The organism is Streptomyces sp. CC0208 (genome assembly GCF_003443735.1).
Classification (GTDB): domain Bacteria; phylum Actinomycetota; class Actinomycetes; order Streptomycetales; family Streptomycetaceae; genus Streptomyces; species Streptomyces sviceus.
Map to the genome: position 1 here is coordinate 33,218 of NZ_CP031969.1, position 22,420 is coordinate 55,637.

A 22,420-nucleotide genomic window follows, 5' to 3' on the forward strand; every position below is an offset into this window, starting at 1 on the left:
CACAGCCTCACAAGCGTCACCCGATCAGTGGCCACGCTGAAAACCCTCCGTGAACGGAAAGGGAACCGAAGCCCACGGGGCGGTGGCCATACGGGCGAGCGGATCGCATTCCGCCCAATGAAGCTGTGTCGAGGGTATTTTGAGCGGACTCCAATCCGATCTTCTCAGGGGGTAGTTACTCATGCGCAGAATCGTGAAGATCAGAACCATAGGGATGTCAGCCATCGCCATGGCCGCCCTGGGAGCGACCTACGCGGGAGCCACTGCGAGTGCCTCGCAAAGGGTCGCCTCCGCGTCCGCCGCTCCGGGCGATGTCTACAAGGCGACGGCAGTGCACTCCATCGGGACGACGGACACGCAGGTCGTCGCTCTGTCGCTTCCTGCTGGGACGTACACCCTGACCGGTTCCGCCTTCCTCATCTACGCCGACAAGGCGAATTGCAGGGTCACCGGTGGCCCCAACATGACCACGCCTCGCGGCAGCGGCTACAACGAGGCTTCGCTGAGCGCGACGGGGACGGTCACCCTGGCGGCGGCGGGAAAGGTCCAGCTGCTGTGCAACAGTGAGAAGGTCCTTGCCGCGCCACAGGATCCCGCGGCCAACGGCACGCTCGTGGCCGCCAGGGCCGGGCTTTTCGTAGATCAGGGAACCGGCGCGCAGTAGTCCCCGGGCGCCGCAGCCACACTCCAGTCACAGTCAACGCTGGCGCGGCGCTGTCCCCCGGCGGCCGGCGCAGCAGGGCCAGACAGACGCCGGCACTGCCGGGCCACACCCACGGCCTGACCACGGCCCGCACCCATCACATCATCCGGACCTGCGAGCGTCAGGGCATCCCCATCCTCGCCGACCGCGCCTACCAGGGCGCTGGCCACTGGGTCACCAACGGCTTCAAACGGCCATCGGGCTGTCAACTGACATGCCACGGTGGAAGTCCTGGCAGATCTTCCGCAGATCCCACCTCCGCCCCAACGGCATGACCGTCATCACCAAACCTGTCCTCACCCTGGAGAGCCAACGCTGAAAAGGCTCAGCGTGTCCCCTCCCCGAACCAGGTCATGAAGCGGGTGTGCTCTTGGCCGCACCGGTCGGCGCCGGAGGTTTGGGCACGGCTCGGGCTGAAGGTGGAGCCGTACGGTCCGGAGGTGAACGCGCAGGCTTCCCGCACAGGTTGGAGGGCGTAGTAGCCGAATGCGGCCAGTGCTGCGACCAACAGGGTCGTCAGCCAGTAGCGGCGCGCTATCGGGGAAGGCATGCGGTGATGGTAGCGGCGCGCTTCGCGCGGGCTGAGCATGCCCACTGGTCGGCGCCCTCCCAGGCTGCCCGCCCGTCTGAACACCGATGCCGTGCTTTCACCGGAGCGCCTGCGCAACGGGCCATGCGCACCTGGCACGCAGCAGGCTTCGAGGTCGGGCTGAGCACGGTGTACCGGCACCATCACGAGGGGCTGGCACCCGCTGACCGAACTGCCTCCCCCTCGAAGACGCCGCCCGAAGCGTGTAGCGCAGGGCGGTGCGCTGCCAGGGCGGCCAAGACGGCGAGTTTCATGTGCGTCTGAGGGTGGGCTGGCCGACCAGCAGGCAGGACAGCGGGGAGTCCTGGTCCATGCCCTGATTGGTGAGCATGCGGATGGCTTCCAGCTGTTCGTAGGACATCAGGTGGGCCTCGTCGACGACGAGGACGGGAGTGCGTGCGCGTTCCTCGCGTTCAGCCAGCAGGACCTTGCCGGTCTGGACGGTCAGACGGGATCCCAGGTGGGAGGGGGTCTGACCGAAGGTGTTCACGATCACTTCGTGGATGCCGCGGACCCCGATCATCGGGTTGGGGATGTAGACGACGCTGTATTCGACGGGTCGAGGGCGTCGAGGCAGGTGCGGACGGAGACGGTCTTGCCCGCGCCGACCTCGCCGGTGACCACGCCGATGGAGCGTTCGGCGATGCACCAGGAGATGCGGGCGACGGCCTGGTTGTGGGAGTCGCTGGTCGGCGGCATCGAGGAGCAGCTAGCCGGTCAGCTGCCAGGCGGTGCGCTGGGCTCCGTCAGTGGGCGGCGGGCGCTCTTGAAGTCGAGCAGCAGGCCGTCGACAACGAGGTCGGCGTCGGCGGTGATCTGGGCGCCGGCGAACGTCGGCCCGCCGGCGCAGTTCTCGGGCAGCAACTCTTTGATTTGCGGCCGTACTGCGTTCACGGCGCAGCAGCACTGTCAGCCACGCTGCACACCGGCCGGGCGTTTTTCGGGGGCTATCTCAGCCCGCCCCACGAGAAGATCGACAGTCACGCTGCGTACGCGACCACACCAAGTGGACCAGAGGCCGGGAAGTGACAGCAGATGTTCACCACTTCGGGAGGCACCTGGTGCGCCTCCGGATCGAACTGCTTGAGCCTCGTGACATCGTTGTGATGCCTTCGCGGCAGGCGTCACACCACGTCAGGTGCGCTCTTCTGGGCGGGATCCTTGGATGCCGGGTGATCCGGACCGCCGGCCGGGTCGGTGGCACGCAGGGCCGCTTCGACTCGGCGGTTGTTGGTCATGGACGCTGTGACGGCCGTCATCGACAGGAGAAGGACGGCGGCGGCGTAGAGCAGGGTGCGGATGTCGTAGGCGGTGGCCAGCCAGCCGCCGAGGAAGGCCCCGATGGGGGCGGCGCACATGGCCAGCATGCGGGAGGTGGAGGCGACCCGGCCCATGAGGTGGGCCGGGACGATCGCCTGGCGGAGGGAGGGCCCGAGCACCATCGTGGCGCCCATGCCGGCCCCGCAGACGGCGAGCGCCAGCCCGGCCACGTACGGGTTCGGGGCAGCGGCCAGGCCCAGGATGGCAAGCCCTTCGACGGCGGCTGTGCAGGTCAGCGCGGTGCCGGTGCCGAGTCGTCGGCCGAGGTAGGAGGCGATGCCTGCACCGAGCAGGCCGCCGGTGGCCTCCGCCGTGAGGAGCAGGCCGAAGCCGTAGGTGTCGATGCCGAGGCGGTCGTGCGCGAAGAGGGCGAGGACGGTCTCCACAGCGAGGAAGGCGACGTTCCCGACCGCCGGGCGGAGCGCGAGCCCGAGCAGCAACCGGTCCCGGAAGACGTACGAGGCCCCGGCCCGCGCCTGCCGAAGCAGCGACTCGTGGACCTTCGGCACGGGCCGCGGCATGGCGGGAAGCGACCGTACGAGCAGTGCGGAGAGCATGAACGACACCGCGTCAGTGAGCAACGGAACCGCCCGCCCGAGCGCGAGCAGCGCACTGCCCGCAGGCGGCCCCGCGAAGCCGGACATGGCGGTCTGGGCTCCGCGCAAGCGAGAGTTGGCTCGTTCCAAGAGTGCGGGGTCGCGGCCGAGTAGATCCGGCAGATAGGCCGTGGCGGCCGTGTCGAAGAAGAGTCCGCCGAGGCCGAGCAGGAAGGCGACGGCCGCGAGCAGCGGAATGCTCAAGCCGTCGAGCGCTGCCGCTGCCGCCGGTATCGCGAGCAGCACCGCACGCGCCGCGTCCATGACCCACATCGTGCGCCGGCGGTCCCAGCGGTCCACCAGCGCACCGCCGAGCACCCCGAAGAGCAGCCACGGCAGCGTCCCGGCGGCCGTGACGACGGCGAGCGCCATCGGATCCCGCGTCAACGTCAACGCGAGCAGCGGCAGCGCGGCATGCGACACCCCGTCACCGAGCGAGGACACCGTCTGCGCAGTCCACAGCCGTCCGAACCCGGTCGGCAACTTCCGAACGCCTGAGGTCACTTGGCGCCCCCCTCAGCCTGCTCACGCCGCGCCGGGTGAAACAGTGCGAAGACGAGTGACGCGTCCGGCAGTGACGGATCGGACAGCTCCCGGTACTCGTCCGCCAGTGCCTGCAGCTGCGCCCCCAGCTCCGCGAACTGCTCCTCGGTGAGCCGCAGATGCGCCATCCGTACGTGCCGCTCGCCATCCACCGGCGACGCCTCCAGGTCCGCCACCGCATGCCGCATCAGCACATCCGGCCCTCCCTCGCCCGGATCCGGCAGCACGATCGACCGCGCGGCCATCGCGTAGTACCGCTCGGTGACACCCCGCACCTTCCGCGTCCGCACCACCTTCACCAGGCCGGCCCGCTCCAGCAGCCGCACGTGATAGCTGGAACTCCCCTTCGCAAGGCCCACCCGCTCGGCGAGCTGCGTAATCGTCGCCGGCTCGAAGCGAAGCACGGCCATGATCCGGTGGCGCGTGAGATTGGAGACGGCGCGCAGCTGCTCGTCCGTAGTGACGTGAAACGTCTCGGGAAGATCATCGGTAGGCATGCGAGCAATGGTCAACGATCCTTGACCATTGCGCAAGGGGATTTAACGCGACCCTCCAGAATCTGCTGTCCGGCGCGCGAGATCTTCTGTCGAAGCCCCCACACCCGCTGCCGATCCGGGCGCTGTGGCAGATCAGACCGAGATCAATCTCAGCGGCACGTCCGTTCCTCAACATGCCTCGGCAGAAATCGAACGACCGCTGGCAGTCGTGCCTCCCGAAGCGAGGTTCTGGCACAACTTCTGTGCTGTGGGGCTGTTGCGGAGCGTGACTGGTGACGGGCCCCGGTGGCGTGCGCCGGTGAGCGATCGTGCAGGTTGGAGACATGGCCAGTCGCGTTGAGAAGTACCTCGCCCATCTTGATCGACTTTCCGGAGGAAGGGAGCCCCGCTTCTTCCCTGTCGAGTCGACCAAGCAGGGGCTGCGGGACGTGACGGAGATCGTTTACGACAATCTGCCGGACGGGCTTCTCACGGCGCTCACCTACGGCTTGTCGCTGGCGGAGCATCCCGATTGGCAGCACGGCTCGCCGGAACTCTGCCTCAGCGTGAACTCGACCAACGTGATCTGGGCCCACGCCGTGGGCTTCCTCGCCGAGCAGCTGCGTGGAACCTGCCCATTCAGTTACGGCAGCACGATCAACTTCGGTGAGCGCATCGTGCCCGAGTCAGAGATGACGGCATTCTGCGTGTTCGCGCCACTGGTCCTCGACAGACACGACTACCTGGGCATCGACGTCGGCATTCCGGGACACGAGGGCCACGACGTGATCAACATCCAAGGGATGTACCCCATCCACGAGGTCGAGCGGCAGTTCATCAACGAGTACGGGCTTGAAGCCTTCTGGAAGAGCGACTGGGAGCCCACCAACGTGCTCCGGCGCCCCGCGATCTGATCCGGGGAGGGCAGCTGGTGGACAGCATCAGGCGAGCAGGACTCGCTTGCGAAGGAGCGCGAAGCCGGCTCGGCCAAACATCTGACGCTTGAGCATCTTGATCCGGTTGACATGCCCTTCGACCGCGCCCGAGCTCCAGGGCAGAGTGAGTCCGGCGGTGACGGCGTCGAGATCGCGGTCAATGCCGGCGGCAAGGGTGTGGAGGCTGGGCAGGTCGTCCATCTCTCCTCTCCCGTCTCTCCCGTTGTTCGGCGTGCCGCTCGCGGCGGCCCTGCGAACGCTTGAGGGGGTCGTCGACACGGTCGCGTACGCCGTTCTTTCGCTCATCCCCACGCAGGCCGTTTTTCCGCTCATCCCCAGCTAGTAAGCCAAGCCATTATGCGAAGCGCTCCGGAGGTAACAGATCCCGGGGCGCTTCGCGGCCTTCCATCAAGGTCCCCACGGCGCGGTGGACAGACGGACCAGCGGTTTGCGTCGCCAAGAGGTGTCACGTGACGCGAGGCAAAGTGCGGCGGCCATCACACAGTGTCATAGTCGATCACACAGAGTCCCACAGAGGAGCCGTGCCGTGTCGAATATTCCTGACAGCCTCATGTTCACCGCGAACCACACATGGGTCCGCGACGAGGGCGGGCTCGTGACAGTCGGCCTGACTGACTACATCGTGCAGGATCTCTCGGACGTCGTGTTAGTAAAGGTGCCCGAGGAGGGCAGGACCGTCCGGGTCGGGGAGACCATCTGCGTTGTGGAGTCGACCGAGGCTACCCACGAGGTCTACTCCCCGTTCAGCGGTGAGGTAATCGGGACGAACGTAAGCCTCGAAGCGTATGCCGACTGGGTGAATCATTCCCCCTACGACCAAGGATGGCTGTTCAGAATCAAGCCGATGGATGGTGCCCCCACCCTCAACCTCCTCGCCGCCGCCGAATACGAGAGACTGGTCGGCTGACCACCCTGCCGCACAGCACCCGCCGCCCGACGCCTCAGGTTCCAGCGTCCTCTCCGTTGGGGCCGGTCCAGCACGGCGAGCGGGTCGACGTCGGCAGTGCCGCGCCGTACTCCAGCTCCATCCAGTCGCCAGCTGGCCCACGGAGTCCAGCAACTCGGCCAAGTCCCCAGGGTGACGTCATCCGCCGACCCGCTGCCAGACACCCGCGGCGTACGCCGCTTACTGGCCCTGGCGCCCGATGGCCTTGTGGTCCTCGACGTGGATCGCGGCCGCGCTCATCGCCGTGGCGTGCGCATTCCGCCGCGACAACGACTGGCCCGAGTTCGCCGCCCTCACCGCAGTCACCATGCCGTGGACCGTGTCTTTCCTGACCAGCTGGATCCCCGAGCGCATCAGATTGACCGAGGCAAACGATCGGCCCCGGACCTCCTCCATGGCACCATCCATTCGGCGAATACCGACAGTGCCGCGATCTCGGCCAGCCGCAGACGTCCGGCCCGGAGGAAGTCCTGCGCCGGTCAGCTCCCCCCTGCGACAACTCCCCGTACAGCGCCCCGGTCCCGGGTTCCACGGCCGACCCCACCGCGTCGGTCTCCTGGGCGCCGGGCCTGCCGCCGCGCACGTCCACCGCGGCGCCGGCACCCCCCTCGGGCTCCAGCACCACCGCGGCGCCGGTGAGCCATCCGTCGCCGGTACGCGTCGCGTGACCCACCCGCAGCCCTCGTCCGGACCGGGCCGGTCAGGCGACCGGCGCTCGCACCGCCGTCTCCCGCTCCCGGGCCGTCGTGCGCGCCGTCAGTGTCTCGCCGGTTGCCACCGTCAGCGCGCAGACGAGACCAGCTGAGAGCACCGCCCACTCGCCCAGGAACATGCAGCAGATCACCAGCAGGGCCGCGGTCGGCAGTACCAGCTGCTGGGCGATGCCCACCCTGAAGTAACGCGAGTGCAGTGCCCAGACGGTGAGCAGATACAGCGCCGTCGGCAGGGTCACGGCCGCCGACGCGGACAGCGTCGAGATATGCGCCTTGCCCACGGACTGCTCGACCGCCACTTCCAGACCCGCACCGATAGCGGCCGCCGAGGCGAAGACGATGTAGTGGCCGTAACCCCACAGGAACGCCTGCTTGTTGGATCTCAGATGACCGTGGATCGGCACCGCGAAGTAGATCCACCAGGCGGCGAAGATGATCAGCAGCCCGCCCGCGGCGATCGGCAGCAGTTCGCCCAGCGCGTCCTGCTCGTCGATGCCCGTCTTCACGGCGACCGTGGCAGCCGCGATGGTCTCGCCGAGCACGATGATCGTGAACAGCCCGTACCGCTCGGCGATGTGGCGCGGGTGCCAGGACGTGGGCTGGACCTTCTCCGCGTACGCCGGCACGCACATCTCGAGGACCGCCATCACCACGAACACCGCGACCAGGGTGTCCTCGGGCAGGACCACGAGGCTGAGCCAGCCGATTTGGCACAGCACCACCCCGCCGGCGTACCGCAGGGCCACCCTGCGCTCCCTGCCCTGACTCGACCTGGCCACGCGCAACCATTGGGACACCGAGGCGAGCCGCATGATCACATAGCCCGCCACCCCCGCCCGGTACTCGTGGTCCTCGAACGCCCGGGAGACCGAGGCCGCGAGCACCAGCACACCGGCGATCTGGATCAGCGTGACGACCCGGTAGAGCACGTCGTCGTTGTCGTAGGCCGAGGCGAACCACGTGAAATTCATCCACGCCCACCAGATGGCGAAGAACACCAGCGCGTAGTTGAGGATGCCCTCGCCCGCATGACCCTCGGCGACCGCGTGCACCAACTGGATGCCCGCCTGGGCGATGGCCACGACGAAGCACAGGTCGAAGAAGAGCTCCAGCTGGGTGGCGGATCGGTGTACCTCACCGCGGTCACGGGCGGAGAGCCTGCGCAGTGGGCTGCGGTGCGCGGGCGATCGGGGGGAGTCCGGCGCGGGAGTGGAACTTGGCGTCATGAAGTCAAGCACAGCAGATGAGGCACTTAATCTCTTGCCCAGCGTGGTTTTGTTGGTGGGGTTCTGGCAACGCTTGAGGGCCTGCGGTGGGAGCATGGACGTGCACTGCGGGATGAGGCTGCGATGGCGCCACCGAAATCCAAGACCGAAGCGACCTCCGGCTTCGCCAACCAGCGCCGCCGCCCAGAGCGACAACGACCAGGGAGCCGAGGGCGTACACAAGGCCGACATCGCCACCGCCGCCGAACTCGGCAAGCGCGTCGTCGAGGTCGCCCGCGTCTACGCCACAGGCCGCACCGCCCTCGCCTGGCCGGTGTCGGATTCAGGACGGCGCGGGCGTGCTGCGGGCGGCGCCGCTGCGCAGGGCGTCGTTTTCGAGGGCCGGCCGGCTGATGGCCTCCGCGTACAGGTGTTCCGGCGGGCCGACTTCTCCCCACACGCCTGCCGCGTCGGCATCAGGTACCGCTCCAGGTGACGCACCCGCAGCACCCGCAGCTCCTCCACCCATCGCGGCGGTTCCGTAGGCCCGTTGACCGTGGACACCTCACGGTCCCAGCTCGTGTCCTACAGACGAGGTCCACACTCGTCGCGACGACGCCACCACCCGTACGCCGCCCGGTCATCCATGGACGCGTCGCGCCAGTCCCGCCGGCCTCGCGCGAACCACAAAAAGTCGAAGTACGTACGCAGATCCCGGGCTAACCAGATGACTACAGCTTTGGCCAGCTGCCCAACGCGAGATTCGCGACTTGCAGCAACTCAGGGCGGGAACTACCACTCGCGGCCTGGACGGCTATCCCATTGGCGACCGTTCTCAGGTAGAGCGCAAGCAGATGAGGATCTGTGGAAGGCGGAAGGTCACCGGCGTCCATCGCCTGTTGAAACCGGCGCGTCAAGTGGGCTATCCCCTCCTCACGCCATGCGATGAGTGCGTCTCGGACCGGGCGGCTCTCATCCCCGGTAGCCAGCGCACCCAGCACGCCAAGACAGCCCGCGGGCAACCCCGGCACGGTCGCCGCCTCGACCGTCCCGTGCAGCACGGCGGTGGCCACTGCTCGACTGGTGGGCTCTGTCAGAGCTTGAGCGAAGTAGGCGGTCAGGCCCTCGGTGTACCGCTCCAGCGCCTTGTAGAAGAGGTCTTCTTTGTTGCCGAACGCCCGGTACAGGCTGGGGCGGCTGATCCCCATCGCTTCGGTGAGGTCGTCAAGGCTGGCGCCCTCGAAACCCTTTGACCAAAACACCAGGACGGCACGATCGAGCGCCTCGTCGATGTCGAACGCGCGGGGCCTGCCAGGAGGGGTCGGTGTCGTCGAGGTCATTTCTTCATCCTACCCCTTCGGTACCGATCGGTACGGATGTGCTAACGTGTTGCGTACCAATCGGTACGCAATAACGAAGGGTGGCATCGTGTCACAGATCGTGCTCATCACTGGCGGAACCTCAGGCATCGGCTTGAGCCTCGCCCAATCCTTCGTGGAGCTCGGGGCGTCCGTCGTCGTTTGCGGGCGTTCGCAGGCAGCGCTGGACCGATTCGCGCAGGCACACCCGCAAGCGCTGGCCGTGCGGGCTGATGTGACGGACGCAGCTGACCGGGCAGCGCTGTTGCAAGCAGTCGCTGATCGCTTCGGGCGTCTGGACGTGTTGGTCAACAACGCCGGTACGTTCGAGGAACGCGACTACGCCGCCGGCGAGAACCCCAATGCGACTCTCGATGCCGAGGTGGCGTTGAACCTCACCGCCCCCATCCACTTGACGGGTGAAGTGCTCGAGCGATGGCCATCGCCCGACGCGATCGTATTCATCACCTCGGGGTTCGCTTTGGTCTCGCCCACTCGCGCGCCTACCCACGGCGCGGTGAAGGCCGGCCTGCACGGCTTTGCGGATGGCCTGCGCCGTCAACTCGCCCCGCAGGGCACCCATGTCCTCGAGGTCCTCCCGCCATCCACGGACACGCCCATGAACGCCGAAGCCACGGGAAAGAAACTGACTCCCGCACAGGTGACGGCGGTCACGATGAAAGCCCTTCGACGCAGGCGGAACATGGCATTCCCCGGCCAGACGAAAGTCATGCCCGCCATGCTGCGCATCGCGCCGGGCACACTACGACGCGTCGTCGCCGAGCTCTGAACCCCCATGGAAATCCTTCCCCCGGCAACACCTCACCGAGTGGGCCGAATGGACTCCCGTCTCCCGCGAAACCGGAGGCAAGCAGCCGTTTCAGCCTAACGACCTCGTGCACGGTTGGCCGTGGCACGTCGAGGTGTGTGGCGTTGTCGGTGTTCAGGCTCGAAGGCCGTAATCGGGGGTGGCGGTCTGCTGGTGCGAGAGCAGTCCGGCGACGGCTTGGACGATGTCGCTCATGTGCTCGCGTCGGCCAAGGTGTCGGGCCAGAGCCCGCCAGTTCTTGAGGTGCGCGATGCCGTGCTCGACGCGGATCCGGCGTGAGGAGTGCGCTTTGCGCGCGAGGTCGTGCCGTTCCTCGTACCAGGCGGGAGCGTCTTTCTTGAACTTGCGATGTGGTGGCGTCACCACCCGCTCGCCGCTCTGTGCTCCCATACCCTGATAGCCGGCATCCGCGAGGATTTCCATGAACTCCGTCGGCCAAGAGCTGGACCAGGCCCAGCTGCTGGGCCTGGGTGATGTCACGCCTACGCCTGCGTGGCTGGCACCCTGGGCGGCGATGCCCTTCTCGACAGCCACCTCCCCATGCTCGACCTGATCGAGCAACTGGCGAACGACTACAAAGCCATGGACCCCTCCGACTCCCGCTCTGCCGGCCTGGCATACGCGCTGCGAGTCCTTGGCCAGTCATACGCAGAACACCCCGCCTACCAGCAGGAATGGCGCCCGTAGCCTTTCAAGGAGACAGTCCCTAGCACCCCTCTTGGCGGGGGCCGGTGGAAGCCAGGGGCTTTCCGCCAGCCCTGGACCCGCTTCCATCGGCGCTCCGCGACGCGCACCGTCTCACTGCGGGAGGCGGGCGGCCCGGTGCAGGTCAGCGGTCGGCGAGCGGTTGGGGCTGGACGCCTAGGTACACGGCAAGCTGGAACCTTTGCGGGCGAAGATGACCAAGCTCGCCGCCCGGGGCTGGCTGCACAAGCAAGGTGACGGGCGGTTCACGGCACGCCCGTAGGCGCGCGGGGTGGGCCCGTAACTGACGGGCCCCCGACGGCAATGGGGATCGCCCTCCTGCTGGAGCACTAACGGCCGCTGAAGAAGTCGGTGAGGGCGGTGGCGACGGCCTCGGGCTGCTCCTCGGGGATGTAGTGACCGGCGTCGGGCACGATGGTGCCGGTCACGTTCTCGGCCCACGGGCTGATGGAGGCCGCCATATCCGGGATCGAGCCGTGGCTGCTGGAGATTCCGAGGACGGGCGCGGTCAGTCGCCGTTGCTCGAGCGCCGCGTGGTTCTTGCGGGCGGACTCGGCGGCATCGCGGTAGTAGGCGAGGCCGGCGCGCAGGCCGCCATCGACGGCGAGGGCCGCGCCGTAGTGGTCGAGCTCTGCTTCCTCGAACGCGTCGGGCGCGAGGGACTTGGTCTTCAGGAACCAGCTGATGTACTCCCGCTCGCGGCCTGCTATCAGCGTCTCGGGAAGATCGGGCACCACGTGGAACGCGAAGTGCCAGGTCTTGAACGCCAGAGTCGGGTCGAGGGGGATCGCTTCCGGCATGGTGATACCGGGAATTCCGGCGTCGAGCAGCGCGACCCCGTGTAGTCGGCTCTCGTAGTTCAGGGCGAGGGAGAAGGCGACCCAGGCGCCGATGTCGTGCCCGGCGAGCCAGTAGTCCCGCACACCGAGAGCGTTCACAGCGGCCTGGATGTGCGCGGCGACCGTGTGCGTGTCGTAGCTGAGCTCCGGATGCTCGGAATTGCCTTGGCCCGGCCGGTCGATCGCTATGACCCGGAACCGATCGGCGAGAGCAGGCATGACCTTTCGCCAGGCCCACCACGTCTGCGGGAACCCGGTGAGCAGGACGACGGCCGGCCCGTCCGGCCGACCGCCTTCGACGGCGTGCAGGCGGACGCCGTCGGCGTCGACCCAGCGGTGCGTGAATCCGGCCAGGTCATGCAGGGGCAGGGCGGGGACGGGGTTGGTCATGGGAATCCTCCATCGAGGCGGGTGGACCGTGATTCGACGCTAGCACGTCTTGAACTGATCAGTTCAAGATGGGAGGATCGGCGGCATGGCAGGCAAGAAGCAGTTCGACATGGACACGGTGCTCGACGCCGCGATGATCCAGTTCTGGCGCTCCGGCTACGCCGACACCTCGCTCGACGACCTGTCCCGGGCGACCGGCCTGAACCGCAGCTCGATCTACTCCTCGCTCGGCGACAAGGACACGCTCTTCCTTCGCTGCCTGGATCGCTACGCCACGCGCTACGGCGACAAGTTCGAGGTCGCCCTCTCGTGCGCGGCCGAGGACCCCGTCGCCGCCGTCCGTGCGTTCTTCGATGTCACCCTGAGGCGCATCGCCGACCCCGCCGTGCCCGACGGATGCCTGATGGCCCAGTCGGTCATGGCGAGTCCGGCGCTGAGCCCAAGCGTCGCAGAGCATGCCAAAGAGTTGTTCGGCCTGCAGCGCCCGCGCCTGCGCACCGCGCTGAAGGCTGGCGGAATGTCCGACGAGAACGCCGAGGACTTCGCCGCACACGTAGCGGCCGTGAACCAGTCTCTCGCGGTGATGGGGAGGGCCGGGGCGAGCCCGGAGCAACTCCGGGCGATCGTCAGTGTGACTGTCGACGCGCTCGCGCGGGCGCTGCACCGATGATCAAGGTTCTCGAAGCCTTTGATCAGGACAGGGGTCGCGTTCGCGTGCCATCGCCCCTGTCGGTGTGCTGCAGCGCCACTGCCAGGGCCTCAACTCCGCCTGCCCGGATCCGGAACCACAGCAGGACCTCCCTGGCGGGGACGTTGAGCCGGATACCCGATCCCCGCCGGGTCCGCGGCCGTCGCTACCACCTGGGCTCCCTGCTCGCGCTGTGCCTGGTCGCCGTGCTCGGCGGAGCCAGGTCCCTGGCCACCATCGCCCGCTTCGCCGCCGATACCAACTCCAGCCTGCGCGAACAGCTCGGGCTCGCCTCCAGCACACCGAACGCCTCCACACTGGGAGGACTCCGCGCCAACTTGAAAGACGAATGGGTCCGCGAGTTCGGCTGAATGCTCGACGACCTCGGCGAGGATGCTAAGGAGCAGGAACGCACGAAGGCGGGCTCCTCACAACTGCGCCAGGCTCTTGACCAGACCAAGTACCAAGTGCGGGAGTGCTACGGTCCTCCTCCTTGCCCCGGACTCGCGGCCAGTGTGCCGACGGCCGGTCGCCCTGGCCGATCACCTGGTCCAGGCCGGGCTGCGGCTCGTTGCCAGAGTCCGGAAAATCGGCGAAGTTCGCCCCATCTCATCGCCGTGATCGGGCCCGGCACTGCCACCGGCGATGAGCTGTCTTTCGTGTGCCTTCGGTCAGACCGGAATTCACCTCTCTGCGCGTGCGACCGCTTCCGCGAGCAGCGCGGCGATTTCGTCGGTGTGGGAGAGGTGGGGGGAGTGGCCGGAGGGGATGTGCAGGCTGTGGGCGGCGTTGAGGGCCCACTGCTCCTGGACGGCGGGCGGCAGCGCCGGGTCCTGGGTGGCCACGACATAGGTCAGGGGGACGTCGGTGGGTGCGGCGCCGAGTTTCTCGGTGAAGGCGTGCAGGCCCTGCCAGTTGAGGCGTTTGACGGCCTCGGCGGTCAGGGCGGGGTCGACCCCGCTGAAGATGGACTGCTCCGCGTCTCCGGCTTTGACGGCGAGACGGTCTGGGGAGTGGATCCAGGTGGGTGGGAAGTCCCCGCCCATCCACTCCATCATTGAGGTGCCGGGCTCCAGCGCGAAGGCGGCGATGTAGACGAGTTCGGTGACCCGGTCCTCTTCGGCGGCGGCCCAGGTGGCGGGGACCCCGCCGTAGGAGTGCGCGGCGAGCACGACGGGGCCGTCGACGGCCTTGATCTCGGCGCGGACCTGGGCGACGTCCTCGGCAAGTCCCTGGGCGGCGGCGCTGTCGGGGTTGCTGCTGGGCAGTTGCACGGCACGGGAGGCGATGCCGCGGGCGGTGAGCCGCTCACGCAGCGGGTCGAAGATCCACGGTGTGTGCATCGCGCCGTGGACGAGTACGACGGTCGGGTTCATCAGGAGCATCCTTCAGGTACGAGCGGTGGTGCCGGGTGGGGCGTTTCAGACGTTCATGGCGTCGCGGACGAGGGCGGTGTCCACGAACTGCTCGAAGCGGACGATGAGTCCGCCGCGTACGACGAAGTGGTGCGCGACGCGTACGTCGATCGCCTTGCCAGTGGCCTTGTTGACGGCGGTGTAGCGGGCGAGGACAACAACGTTCTCGCCGTCGACGACGTAGGTGTCGTCGTGGGCGGTCCAGCCGTCCCAGTCCTGGCCGAGCTGTTCCATCACGTTGGCGGTGACGCCGTCGGGGGCGCGGTAGGTGCCGGCCAGCGGGAAGCCGGCCATCTCCGTCCACTCAACATCAGGGGCCAGCGTGGCCCGCAGGGCTTCAAGGTCGCCCGCGGCGGAGGCCAGGTACTGCCGGCGTACGACGTCGGCGGGGGCCGTGGAGGTCGCGAAGTCGCTCATGGTCAGCCCCACTTCATCTCGCCCTTGGCGACCTTCGCGCCGATCTGGGCGGCGATCAGCATGCCGTTGTCCGGGTAGCGCTTGACCAGTGCTTCGGTCAGGGTCGCGCCGTCGGCGGCCTTGGCGAGTTCCTCCTCGAAGGCGAGGAGGTAGTCGCGGGTGGCGGTGATGGCGGAGGCGTCGGCGGCCGTGCCGGGCAGACGGTGGCCGGGCACGACCAGCTGCGGGTCGAGGGCGGCCATTTCGTCGAGCAGGTCGATCCAGGCGGTGCGGTCGTCGGGGGTGGGGGTGTCGGCGACCCAGACGTGCTCCTGCTGGAAGAGCAGGACGCCGCCGAGCAGGGCGCCGTGCTCGGCCTGCCACAGGTAGTGGCGGTCGGGCAGGGCGGCCGGGCCGCCCTTGAGCTCGAAGCGGTGGCCCTCCAGGGTGAGGTCGCCGGTCAGGGGCTGAAGGTCGACCAGGCGGGTGGGCAGGTTCGCCCCCAGCGCCGCCCATGCCTTGAGCTTGCCCTCGTAGGAGTGCTGGATGTGGTCGATGACGAGCGGGGTCGCGACGAACCTCGCCTCCGGGAAGGCGTCGGCCAGGACCTCGGCGCCGAAGTAGAAGTCGGGATCGGCGTGGGAGACGAAGACGGTGGTCAGCGTCTTGCCGGAGTCGAGAATCTCCGCGACCAGGCGGTGGCCGTCGGCGCGGGTGAAGGCTGCGTCCACCAGCAGGGCCTCCTGCTCGCCGGTGACGAGGGTGGCCGTCTTGTTCCTGCTTCCAGCCGGGAAGTCCAGGTCCAGGACCTTGAAGGACAGGGCGCTCATGCTCGGCTCCTTGCAGGGGTCGGGGGCAGTTTCAGGAAAGAGCCGCGGATCGGCAGCGGCAACCTCAGCTAAAGGTCCAAACACCGATGGCTTTGGGCAGGGGTAACCCGTAGCGTCTTTCCGGAACGATCTCCACCCTTTCCTTCGAGCCCATGCCCTGCAAGGTGGAAGGAGGACAGGCTGTGGTGAAACGGCGACAGCCTCAGGCGCCAACCTCGGCGCCCTGCGGAGGGTGGGGAAGACATGGGTCAGTTGGTCATCGGGCCCCTCAGCGACACCCTCGGCAGGCGCCGTCCCCTCCTGACCGGCCTGACCGTGTACGTCGCGGCGAGCCTCCTGTGCGCCGTCGCCCCCAATCCCACGGTCCTCATCGGCATGCGCCTGGTCCAGGGCCTGGCGGGCGCCGCCGGCATCGTCATCGCCCGGGCCGTCGTCCGCGACCTGTACGACGGACTCGCCGCCGCCCGCCTGCTGTCCTCGCTGATGCTCGTCTCCGGCACCGCGCCGATTCTCGCCCCCGTGCTCGGTGCCCAACTGCTGCGCCTGACCTCCTGGCGCGGCGTGTTCGTCACCCTCACCCTGCTGGACCTGGCCATCCTCGCCACCACCGCGACCCTTCTGACCGAAACCCTGCCCACCGACCAGCGCCGACGCGGCGGGCTCCCCGACACCCTGCGCACCACGCGCGATTCCTCCTCTTCGCCCTCAACTCAATCGGCATGGCCGCCACATCCGGGTTGATGAGACGTCAGAAACTGAGGCAGGAAAGCGAGTTGGTCATTGAGGGGGGCTGACGCGGAGACAGGCGCGACTTCCAGCGATCAGGAGATGTCGAGTCCCTGATCACCACGGCGGAAGACCGCGCCTGCCCGCTCATCCTTGCTCTGGCTGACGTACGGCAGGGTTATGGCCGGTCGGAGCCGCCACAGCCTTGCCGTACGGCTGCTTGGGGCTGCTCAGTAGCCGACCTGGAAGGTGGCGTCCTGTAGTTCGGTGGCCGTTGAGACCGGGTCGATGCGCAGGGTGAAGTCCGCCGTGTGCCGGATGTAGCGGGTCGGGTAGTTGTACGAGCGGAACGACGCCCAGGAGGAGTCGGCGAGCCCGGCCGTACGGTAGAAAGTCGCGTCCGCGGAGAAAATCGACGTGCCGTCGTTCTCGTCGAGGCGCAGGGCAAAGTAGGAGTGCCGCAGATAGCGGGCTGGGTAGTTGACCGACTGGAAGGACACCCCTGACGGGTCGGCAAGGCCCGGCACCATCTTCCACTGGGAGTCGGGGAACGGGTCGAAGGGATACTCGTCTATCCGGCCGGCGAAGTTGATGTGCCGGACGTAACGCGCCGGGTAGTTGTACGACTTGAGCCGGTTCCAGGCGGGGGTGCCCCACTTGGCAATGAGGTTGTCGTACTCGGTCGGGGTGATCGGGCGGATGCCGCTGTGGTTGGAGTTGAGCGGCTGGGTGTAGAGCTTCTGGTCCACGGGCGTCCAGGTGCCGGAGGCCAGATCACTGCTCTGCCAGGCATAGGAGACGCCGCTCGGCGTGTACGTGTGGCACCACAGGTACCAGGTGTTGGACGTCAGGGACTTGAAGACCGTCGGGGCCTCGGTGCCGCCGTGGCTCACCGCTGTGCTGAACGGGGTGAAGCTGCCGGGGCTGAGGCTCGTCGAGCGGGCGCCGACCACGGTGCCGTTGCCGTTCCTTTTGTAGTACAGGTAGTTGACGCCGTTCACGCCCACGGTGAGGTTGCCGTCGATGACGTCGAAGCCGGGATCGAAGAAGACCTGGGGGTTCGTCGTCGTAAGGAAGTCGGTCGTGTAGCTGACCATGATGACGTTGTGGCCGCTGCTGTTCACCGACGAGTAGAGGATGCCGTACTGGCCACGGGAGGCGTCCCAGAACGCCTCCGGGGCCCAGCTGTGCGTGTTGGTCATGTCGTGCAGCTTCAGCAGTCGGTAGCCGGTGAAGGTGCGCAGGTCGGTGGAGTCCCAGACGTGGATGTAGACGCTGTTGCGGCCAAAGTCAGCGCCTTTCAGGTCGGTCGCGACGACGACGAACGTGCCGTCCTGCTTGCGCAGGAGGAACGGGTCGCGCAGACCGCCGGAGCCGAGGGTGGGGATGGCGACGGGGGCGTTCTGGTTGAGCGGCGTCCAGTGCAGGCCGTCGGTGCTGAGGGCTAGGTGGAGGTTGTAGTCCGCCTCCAGCAGGGTGGTGGACTCGGTGAAGTAGACCATCGCGTATGCCGAGTCGGCGGCGTGGGCGGTCCCTGCTCCGAGCGTGAGCGCGCCGGTCGCGGCGAGCGGGACGGTTGCCGCCATGCCGAGGACCTGTCTGCGGGATGGGTGGGTCATTGAGGCTCCTGGGGGATGAGGCCTTTGGTGGCCTCCTCGGCGGGGTAGGGAGGTTCGCCACAGAAACTGTCTGCGCAAGGTGGGCCCGGAACTGCCCTCGCCGGCAGCCGGCGGCGCTATTGGCCCTCCGGGGCGGTCTCGACCTTCTCTGCATCGAGCACGAACGCAGCTTGCAGCAGCTCGTAGACGTGCCTCTCTGCTGTGTCCCTCATCCGCACGGGTGAGGGACACAGCAGACAGCGAGACAGACAACGGTGGCGAGAAGGACGAGGGCATTCACGAGCCTGAGCGCAGGCTGATGCTCCACGTGCACGTGGTTGCGTGAGGAGACTCAGCAGGTCAAGAGGCGGTGCGCTGTTGGAACTGCTGGTTGCTGCCGGTGCCGCAGGGCCACTGGATGAGGCGGGCACCGTTGGCGGTGGAGCCGTTCTCCACGTCCAGGCACTTGCCGCTGTGCCGGGCCACGAGGTGGTAATAGCCGTTGCCCTGGTCCTGCAGGAGCCACTGCTGGTTGGTGCCGGTGGTGCAGTGGTACTGCTGCACATAGGCGCGGTCCGCGGTGGAGGCGCCCGCAACGTCCAGGCACTTGCCGCTGTGCTCGGCGATGACCTGGACATAGCCGCCGCCGGCGTCCTTGAACCGCCACTGCTGGTTGAGGCCGCCGTTGCAGTCCCACTGCAGCACGTCATAGCTGTCGGCGGCGGAGTTGTCCGCGACGTCGAGGCATCTGCCGCTGTGCCGGGCGACGAAGTTGTAGTACGGGCCGCCGCCGACGCCGGTGACCGTGCCGGCGGCCGGGTCGATGGCGACTTGCGGGTACCAGGGCAGGTTCATGGTCCGGCTGGTGGGGAAGGTCAGCGGCAGCCAGACGTACTGCGAGTCGTTGACAGTGCCGCCCATCGAGTTGCCCCAGCGGTCGCCCATGTACAGGTACGAGGTGCTCGAGGTGCCCTGGATCGGCAGGACGTAGGCGGTCTGGGAGTCGTAAGCCGTCGCGTCCCCGACGTCCCTCATGGCCGTCCACGGGCCGGTGAGGCTGGTGGCGGTGGCGTACTTCTGCTGATTGGGATTCCAGCCGCTGGTGCCGGAGGTGAGCATGAAGTAGACGCCGCCCCGCTTGAACAGTGCGGGTGCCTCACGGTAGTTGCCCGGCCAGGGGTTGGCGACCAGGGTGTCGTAGCCGGTGTAGTCGGCGGTGAGCCTGTAGATGTGCAGGTCGGCATTGCCGGCAGCGGCGGTGATCTGGTACGCCGTGCCGTCGTCGTCCTTGAACAGCGTCTGATCCCGGGACGTCGTACCGGACGGCGGGCGGAAGCTGCCCTTCCACGTGTAGTCGCCATCGACAGTGTCAGAGACGGCGACAGCGGCTCGGGCCTCGGTGTAGTCGCTGCCGTTCTCCTTGTGCATCCACATCACGAACTTGCCGGTGGTGCTGTTGTAGATCACCTTTGGCCGCTCGATGTTGGCGACAGCCAGCTCGGGATCACTGGCCGGAGTCAGGACGTTGTTGCGGAACTCCCAGGTCTTCAAGTCCGCGGACCGGTAGACCGAGACGGCCTTGAAGGTGTTGTCGGGGTGGCGGTTCTCACCGAACCAGTAGTAGTACGAGCCGACCTTGATCACACCGCCGCCGTGGGCGTGGACCACGGCTCCGGTGATGTCGGTGAACTGGGTCGCGTTGGTCACGGTGACGGAAGCGGCCTGCACGGGCGCACCGGCAGACAGGAGCCCGGCCATACCCAACAGTAGGGCGGACATGAACAAGCAGGCACGACGGAGCATACGGTCCGTACCTTTCGTGTGGCGCTCGGCCACTCAAGCAGGGTGTGCGAGGCGATAGAAGAGGGTGACCAGCCGTCACGGCCGCCGCAGGCCCCAAGGCCTCAGCACTCAGGGGGCTTTCTGAAATGTAAGAAGCCGTGTGTTTCCGTTGAAGAAGGTAGGGGCACGCCAGGAACCCCGTCAACACTTCGATACATCCAATGTCTGAACCATGCGACCAGAGTCCGCTTGGACGGTCTGTCGAGCTCACGCAAAGAATCGCGTCACAGGGCTAGACAGAGACATCACCCATGTTCGTTAATCCATCCGATGTATCAGTTTGCAGCAGGCCATTGGTCTGAGGCTCTTACGGGCCTGTCCCACTGCCTGAGCCGCACTGCTCCTCCCCCATGCCCACAGTCGCCGATACCAGGCGGGGTTCGGACGAACGAACAGGACACCACGGTGCCGGAATCCATCTCACGCAGATCAGTTCTCGCCGGAATGGCGGCCATGACGGTGGCCGCCACGGTCGGTTCAGCCGCGCTGGCGACGCCCGCGTACGCGGCAACTGCCCCCACCCCCCTGCCGCTGCTTCCGCTGCGGATCCCCCAGGTCGACCTGGCCCTCGAGCAGCAACCGGACTCCAAGATCCAGTGGCTGATGGACGCCAAGCTGGGCATGTTCATCCACTGGGGACCGTACGCTGGCCCGGCCAAGGGCGAGTGGTGGATGCACAACGGGCCCGTCACGCCGGAGAACTACCGGAAGTACGTCACAGACGCCACGAGTGAGCAGTTCACCGCGGACGCCTACGACCCGGCGGCCTGGGCGCAGCTGGCCAAGGACTTCGGGGCGAAGTACACGACGCTGACCACCCGTCACCACGACGGGTTCGCGCTGTGGCCGCTCAACCACCCCAACGCCTGGAGCTCCGGGCAGGCTCCGCTGAGCCGTGACTTCGTCAAGGACTACGTCGCCGCCGTCCGGGCGGCCGGGCTCAAGGTCGGCCTGTACTACTCCCCCATCGACTGGCGCTACCCCGGCTACTACGACGTCACCGGCACCAACTGCGCGACCAACCCCTGGGGTTACACCACCGATCCCGCGCACAAGGAGAACGCGCGGATCATGAAGACCGAGGTGTACGAGTCGGTCAAGGAGCTGGTCACCCAGTACGGCGTGATCGACGACCTGTGGTGGGACGGTGGCTGGATCGCCGAACAGGGCAGCGACGCGGACGGCGCGTTCTTCTGGGAGCCGGGCCAGTTCCGTGACACCGCCAACCAGTGGCCTGTGGACGCCACCTACGGCGAGACGGACGCCAGTGGCAAGCCGCTGGGACTGATGGGCATGGTCCGCAAGCACCAGCCCGACATCGTCGCCACCTCACGCTCCGGCTGGAAGGGCGACTACGACAGCGACGAAGGCCCCTCGGTCCCGAGCGGGGCGATCCGCACCGGCAGGCTCGTCGAGAAGGTCTTCACCGTCGGCAGCACGTGGGGCTACAACTCCAACGGCAGCGTGATGAGCTATGGCACGGCCATGAACATCCTGGTGAACTGCTGGATACGGAACATGACCGCGATGGTCAACGTCGGCCCCGACCGGCACGGCACCGTGCCCTCCGGCCAGGCGAGCCTGCTGAGGCAGATCGGGACCTTCATGACTGCCTGCGGTCAGTCCGTCTACGGCACCCGGGGCGGCCCCTGGAACCCGGTCGACGGCCAGTACGGCTTCACCTACAAGGACAACACCTTCTACGCTCACCTGCTGCCAGGCTACAGCGGCACCACCTTCACCACCCCCTCCATCGGCGACGCCCAGGTCACCCGCGTCTTCGACGTACGCTCCGGAGCCGGCCTGACGTACTCGGTGGCCGGCGACGGCCGGGTCACTGTCAACGGCATCGACCGCACCACCCACCCCCAGGACAGCGTCGTCGGCATCACGCTGGACCGCTCCGTGCAGCCGGCCGACATCGCCGCCGGCAAGACCGCCACCGCCGACAGCGAGGAGACCTCCAAAGGCAACACAGCCGCCAAGGCCCTCGACGGCTCCACCGCCACCCGCTGGTGCGCCAATGACGGCCAAACCGGCCACTGGCTCAAGGTCGACCTCGGTTCCACCCGCTCACTGACCGGCACTCGGATCGCCTGGGAGCTGGACAAGACCAACTACCGCTACAAGGTGGAGGGCTCCACCGACAACAGCACCTGGACCCTGCTCTCCGACAACACCGCCACCACCAGCACCAGTCAGGTCCAGACGGTGGCGTTCCAGGCCCAGGCACGCTACGTCCGCGTCACCGTCACCGGGCTGCCTTCCTCGGTGTACGCGTCCATCCGCAACCTGGAGGTCTACGACCGGCCCTTCACCGCGGACCTGGGCACTTACAAGATCATCAACCGCAACAGCGGCAAGGCCCTGGACGTCGAAGGCGCCTCCACCGCCGACGGCGCCCAGCTCCTCCAGTGGCCCTACGGCGGCGGGACCAACCAGCAGTGGACCCTCCTGCCCAACACCGACGGCTCCTACCGACTGGTCAACGTCAAGAGCGGCAAGCTCCTGCAGAGCCCCGACTCCACCCAGGGCTCGATCCTGACCCAGGGGACCGACACCGGCAGTGACAACCAGTGGTGGAAGCTGGTCCCCTCCACCACCAACGGCTACTACCGACTCGTCAACGCCCGCACCGGATGGTGCGCCGACGTCGCCGGCGGATCGACCGCCGACCGCACCAACATCATCCAGTGGCCCATCACCGGCGTCGCCTGGCAGGACTGGCAGATCGTCAGCCTCTGACCAGCCACTCAG

Annotated in this window: 24 protein-coding genes and 4 pseudogenes; 11 read left to right on the forward strand and 17 right to left on the reverse strand. The window is 67.4% G+C overall.

The genetic code is table 11. The features are described 5' to 3' along the window. The first annotated feature begins 214 nt into the window (after positions 1-214). Together D1369_RS00180 and D1369_RS00185 are read left to right on the forward strand one after the other, a co-directional pair. Positions 215-664, forward strand: coding sequence for a hypothetical protein (locus tag D1369_RS00180; RefSeq protein WP_237557722.1), 450 nt, complete (start codon positions 215-217; stop codon positions 662-664). Between the two features lie 86 nt (positions 665-750). Beyond that, positions 751-1,022, forward strand: a pseudogene (locus D1369_RS00185) (IS5/IS1182 family transposase); the annotation flags it as partial. A 6-nt stretch (positions 1,023-1,028) separates the two neighbouring features. Here D1369_RS00185 and D1369_RS00190 read toward each other — a convergent pair. The 6 genes from D1369_RS00190 to D1369_RS00205 form a co-directional block, all read right to left on the reverse strand. Beyond that, on the reverse strand, positions 1,029-1,253 hold the full coding sequence (locus D1369_RS00190; RefSeq protein ID WP_158680198.1) for a hypothetical protein: 225 nt from the start codon (positions 1,251-1,253) through the stop codon (positions 1,029-1,031). Positions 1,254-1,542: 289 nt separating this feature from the next. Beyond that, the gene (locus D1369_RS00195; protein ID WP_342364934.1) at positions 1,543-1,815 is read right to left on the reverse strand and encodes an AAA family ATPase; all 273 of its coding nucleotides are present in this window, start codon (positions 1,813-1,815) and stop codon (positions 1,543-1,545) included. Further along, positions 1,812-1,991, reverse strand: coding sequence for a hypothetical protein (locus tag D1369_RS43585; RefSeq protein ID WP_237558099.1), 180 nt, complete (start codon positions 1,989-1,991; stop codon positions 1,812-1,814). The genes D1369_RS00195 and D1369_RS43585 overlap by 4 nt, the downstream gene beginning before the upstream one ends. 18 nt (positions 1,992-2,009) lie before the next feature. After that, complete coding sequence (locus D1369_RS42715) at positions 2,010-2,186, reverse strand: hypothetical protein (protein ID WP_158680197.1); 177 nt, start codon at positions 2,184-2,186, stop codon at positions 2,010-2,012. A 230-nt stretch (positions 2,187-2,416) separates the two neighbouring features. After that, positions 2,417-3,712 carry an MFS transporter gene (locus D1369_RS00200; protein ID WP_007387166.1) on the reverse strand — a complete coding sequence of 432 codons (1,296 nt, stop codon included), beginning with the start codon at positions 3,710-3,712 and terminating at the stop codon, positions 2,417-2,419. Continuing rightward, entirely contained in the window at positions 3,709-4,248 is a 540-nt protein-coding gene (locus D1369_RS00205) for a winged helix-turn-helix domain-containing protein (protein WP_007387165.1), read from the reverse strand. Before D1369_RS00205 ends, D1369_RS00200 begins: the two co-directional genes overlap by 4 nt. A 323-nt stretch (positions 4,249-4,571) precedes the next feature. On the opposite strand from D1369_RS00205, the gene D1369_RS00210 reads away from it, so the two are divergent. Next, positions 4,572-5,141, forward strand: a complete 570-nt coding sequence (locus tag D1369_RS00210; RefSeq protein ID WP_007387164.1) for a suppressor of fused domain protein — start codon at positions 4,572-4,574, stop codon at positions 5,139-5,141. A 27-nt stretch (positions 5,142-5,168) separates the two neighbouring features. Here the strand turns inward: D1369_RS00210 and D1369_RS00215 are convergent. Then, a pseudogene (locus tag D1369_RS00215) lies at positions 5,169-5,333 on the reverse strand (ISL3 family transposase); the annotation flags it as partial. Between the two features lie 376 nt (positions 5,334-5,709). Here D1369_RS00215 and D1369_RS00220 point away from each other — a divergent pair. Then, positions 5,710-6,090, forward strand: coding sequence for a glycine cleavage system H protein (locus tag D1369_RS00220; RefSeq protein WP_007387162.1), 381 nt, complete (start codon positions 5,710-5,712; stop codon positions 6,088-6,090). A 219-nt stretch (positions 6,091-6,309) separates the two neighbouring features. On the opposite strand, the gene D1369_RS42720 is transcribed toward D1369_RS00220, so the two are convergent. Continuing rightward, positions 6,310-6,525, reverse strand: a complete 216-nt coding sequence (locus tag D1369_RS42720; RefSeq protein WP_037902646.1) for a hypothetical protein — start codon at positions 6,523-6,525, stop codon at positions 6,310-6,312. 304 nt (positions 6,526-6,829) lie between these two features. Beyond that, entirely contained in the window at positions 6,830-8,068 is a 1,239-nt protein-coding gene (locus D1369_RS00230) for a low temperature requirement protein A (RefSeq protein ID WP_037902645.1), read from the reverse strand. Between the two features lie 175 nt (positions 8,069-8,243). Here D1369_RS00230 and D1369_RS43590 point away from each other — a divergent pair. Continuing rightward, positions 8,244-8,375, forward strand: a pseudogene (locus D1369_RS43590) (NADPH-dependent FMN reductase); the annotation flags it as partial. Between the two features lie 403 nt (positions 8,376-8,778). On the opposite strand, the gene D1369_RS00240 reads toward D1369_RS43590, so the two are convergent. Continuing rightward, positions 8,779-9,387: a TetR/AcrR family transcriptional regulator gene (locus D1369_RS00240; protein WP_007387159.1), complete on the reverse strand. Its 609-nt coding sequence runs from the start codon at positions 9,385-9,387 to the stop codon at positions 8,779-8,781. 88 nt (positions 9,388-9,475) lie between these two features. On the opposite strand from D1369_RS00240, the gene D1369_RS00245 reads away from it, so the two are divergent. Further along, a complete protein-coding gene (locus D1369_RS00245; protein WP_050789830.1) occupies positions 9,476-10,195 on the forward strand; it encodes an SDR family NAD(P)-dependent oxidoreductase in 720 nt (239 codons plus the stop codon). Positions 10,196-10,348: 153 nt separating this feature from the next. On the opposite strand, the gene D1369_RS00250 is transcribed toward D1369_RS00245, so the two are convergent. Continuing rightward, a complete protein-coding gene (locus D1369_RS00250; RefSeq protein ID WP_240436026.1) occupies positions 10,349-10,768 on the reverse strand; it encodes a transposase family protein in 420 nt (139 codons plus the stop codon). A 6-nt stretch (positions 10,769-10,774) separates the two neighbouring features. Between D1369_RS00250 and D1369_RS00255 the strand changes: the two genes are divergently transcribed. Then, the gene (locus tag D1369_RS00255; protein ID WP_162950989.1) at positions 10,775-10,921 is read left to right on the forward strand and encodes a DUF6221 family protein; all 147 of its coding nucleotides are present in this window, start codon (positions 10,775-10,777) and stop codon (positions 10,919-10,921) included. Between the two features lie 347 nt (positions 10,922-11,268). Here the strand turns inward: D1369_RS00255 and D1369_RS00260 are convergent, their stop codons facing one another. Further along, complete coding sequence (locus tag D1369_RS00260; protein WP_007387156.1) at positions 11,269-12,168, reverse strand: alpha/beta hydrolase; 900 nt, start codon at positions 12,166-12,168, stop codon at positions 11,269-11,271. Between the two features lie 85 nt (positions 12,169-12,253). Between D1369_RS00260 and D1369_RS00265 the strand changes: the two genes are divergently transcribed. Continuing rightward, a complete protein-coding gene (locus tag D1369_RS00265) occupies positions 12,254-12,838 on the forward strand; it encodes a TetR/AcrR family transcriptional regulator (RefSeq protein ID WP_007387155.1) in 585 nt (194 codons plus the stop codon). Positions 12,839-12,981: 143 nt separating this feature from the next. Beyond that, on the forward strand, positions 12,982-13,227 hold the full coding sequence (locus D1369_RS42725) for a transposase family protein (protein WP_037902644.1): 246 nt from the start codon (positions 12,982-12,984) through the stop codon (positions 13,225-13,227). 312 nt (positions 13,228-13,539) lie between these two features. On the opposite strand, the gene D1369_RS00275 is transcribed toward D1369_RS42725, so the two are convergent. Genes D1369_RS00275 through D1369_RS00285 form a run of 3 tightly spaced genes read right to left on the reverse strand, consistent with a single transcriptional unit; the run spans position 13,540 to position 15,497 of the window. Beyond that, positions 13,540-14,232 carry an alpha/beta hydrolase gene (locus tag D1369_RS00275; protein ID WP_106433560.1) on the reverse strand — a complete coding sequence of 231 codons (693 nt, stop codon included), beginning with the start codon at positions 14,230-14,232 and terminating at the stop codon, positions 13,540-13,542. A 45-nt stretch (positions 14,233-14,277) separates the two neighbouring features. Further along, the gene (locus D1369_RS00280; protein WP_007387152.1) at positions 14,278-14,688 is read right to left on the reverse strand and encodes a nuclear transport factor 2 family protein; all 411 of its coding nucleotides are present in this window, start codon (positions 14,686-14,688) and stop codon (positions 14,278-14,280) included. A 2-nt stretch (positions 14,689-14,690) separates the two neighbouring features. After that, positions 14,691-15,497 carry an MBL fold metallo-hydrolase gene (locus D1369_RS00285; RefSeq protein ID WP_007387151.1) on the reverse strand — a complete coding sequence of 269 codons (807 nt, stop codon included), beginning with the start codon at positions 15,495-15,497 and terminating at the stop codon, positions 14,691-14,693. Between the two features lie 243 nt (positions 15,498-15,740). On the opposite strand from D1369_RS00285, the pseudogene D1369_RS00290 reads away from it, so the two are divergent. Further along, a pseudogene (locus D1369_RS00290) lies at positions 15,741-16,178 on the forward strand (MFS transporter); the annotation flags it as partial. Positions 16,179-16,453: 275 nt separating this feature from the next. On the opposite strand, the gene D1369_RS00295 reads toward D1369_RS00290, so the two are convergent. After that, the gene (locus D1369_RS00295; RefSeq protein ID WP_037902641.1) at positions 16,454-17,842 is read right to left on the reverse strand and encodes a glycoside hydrolase family 43 protein; all 1,389 of its coding nucleotides are present in this window, start codon (positions 17,840-17,842) and stop codon (positions 16,454-16,456) included. Positions 17,843-18,181: 339 nt separating this feature from the next. Continuing rightward, the gene (locus tag D1369_RS00300; RefSeq protein ID WP_237557721.1) at positions 18,182-19,579 is read right to left on the reverse strand and encodes an RICIN domain-containing protein; all 1,398 of its coding nucleotides are present in this window, start codon (positions 19,577-19,579) and stop codon (positions 18,182-18,184) included. 489 nt (positions 19,580-20,068) lie between these two features. Between D1369_RS00300 and D1369_RS00305 the strand changes: the two genes are divergently transcribed. Continuing rightward, positions 20,069-22,408 (forward strand): alpha-L-fucosidase, encoded by a 2,340-nt coding sequence (locus tag D1369_RS00305; RefSeq protein ID WP_037902639.1) that lies wholly within the window; start codon positions 20,069-20,071, stop codon positions 22,406-22,408. Positions 22,409-22,420 lie beyond the last annotated feature (12 nt).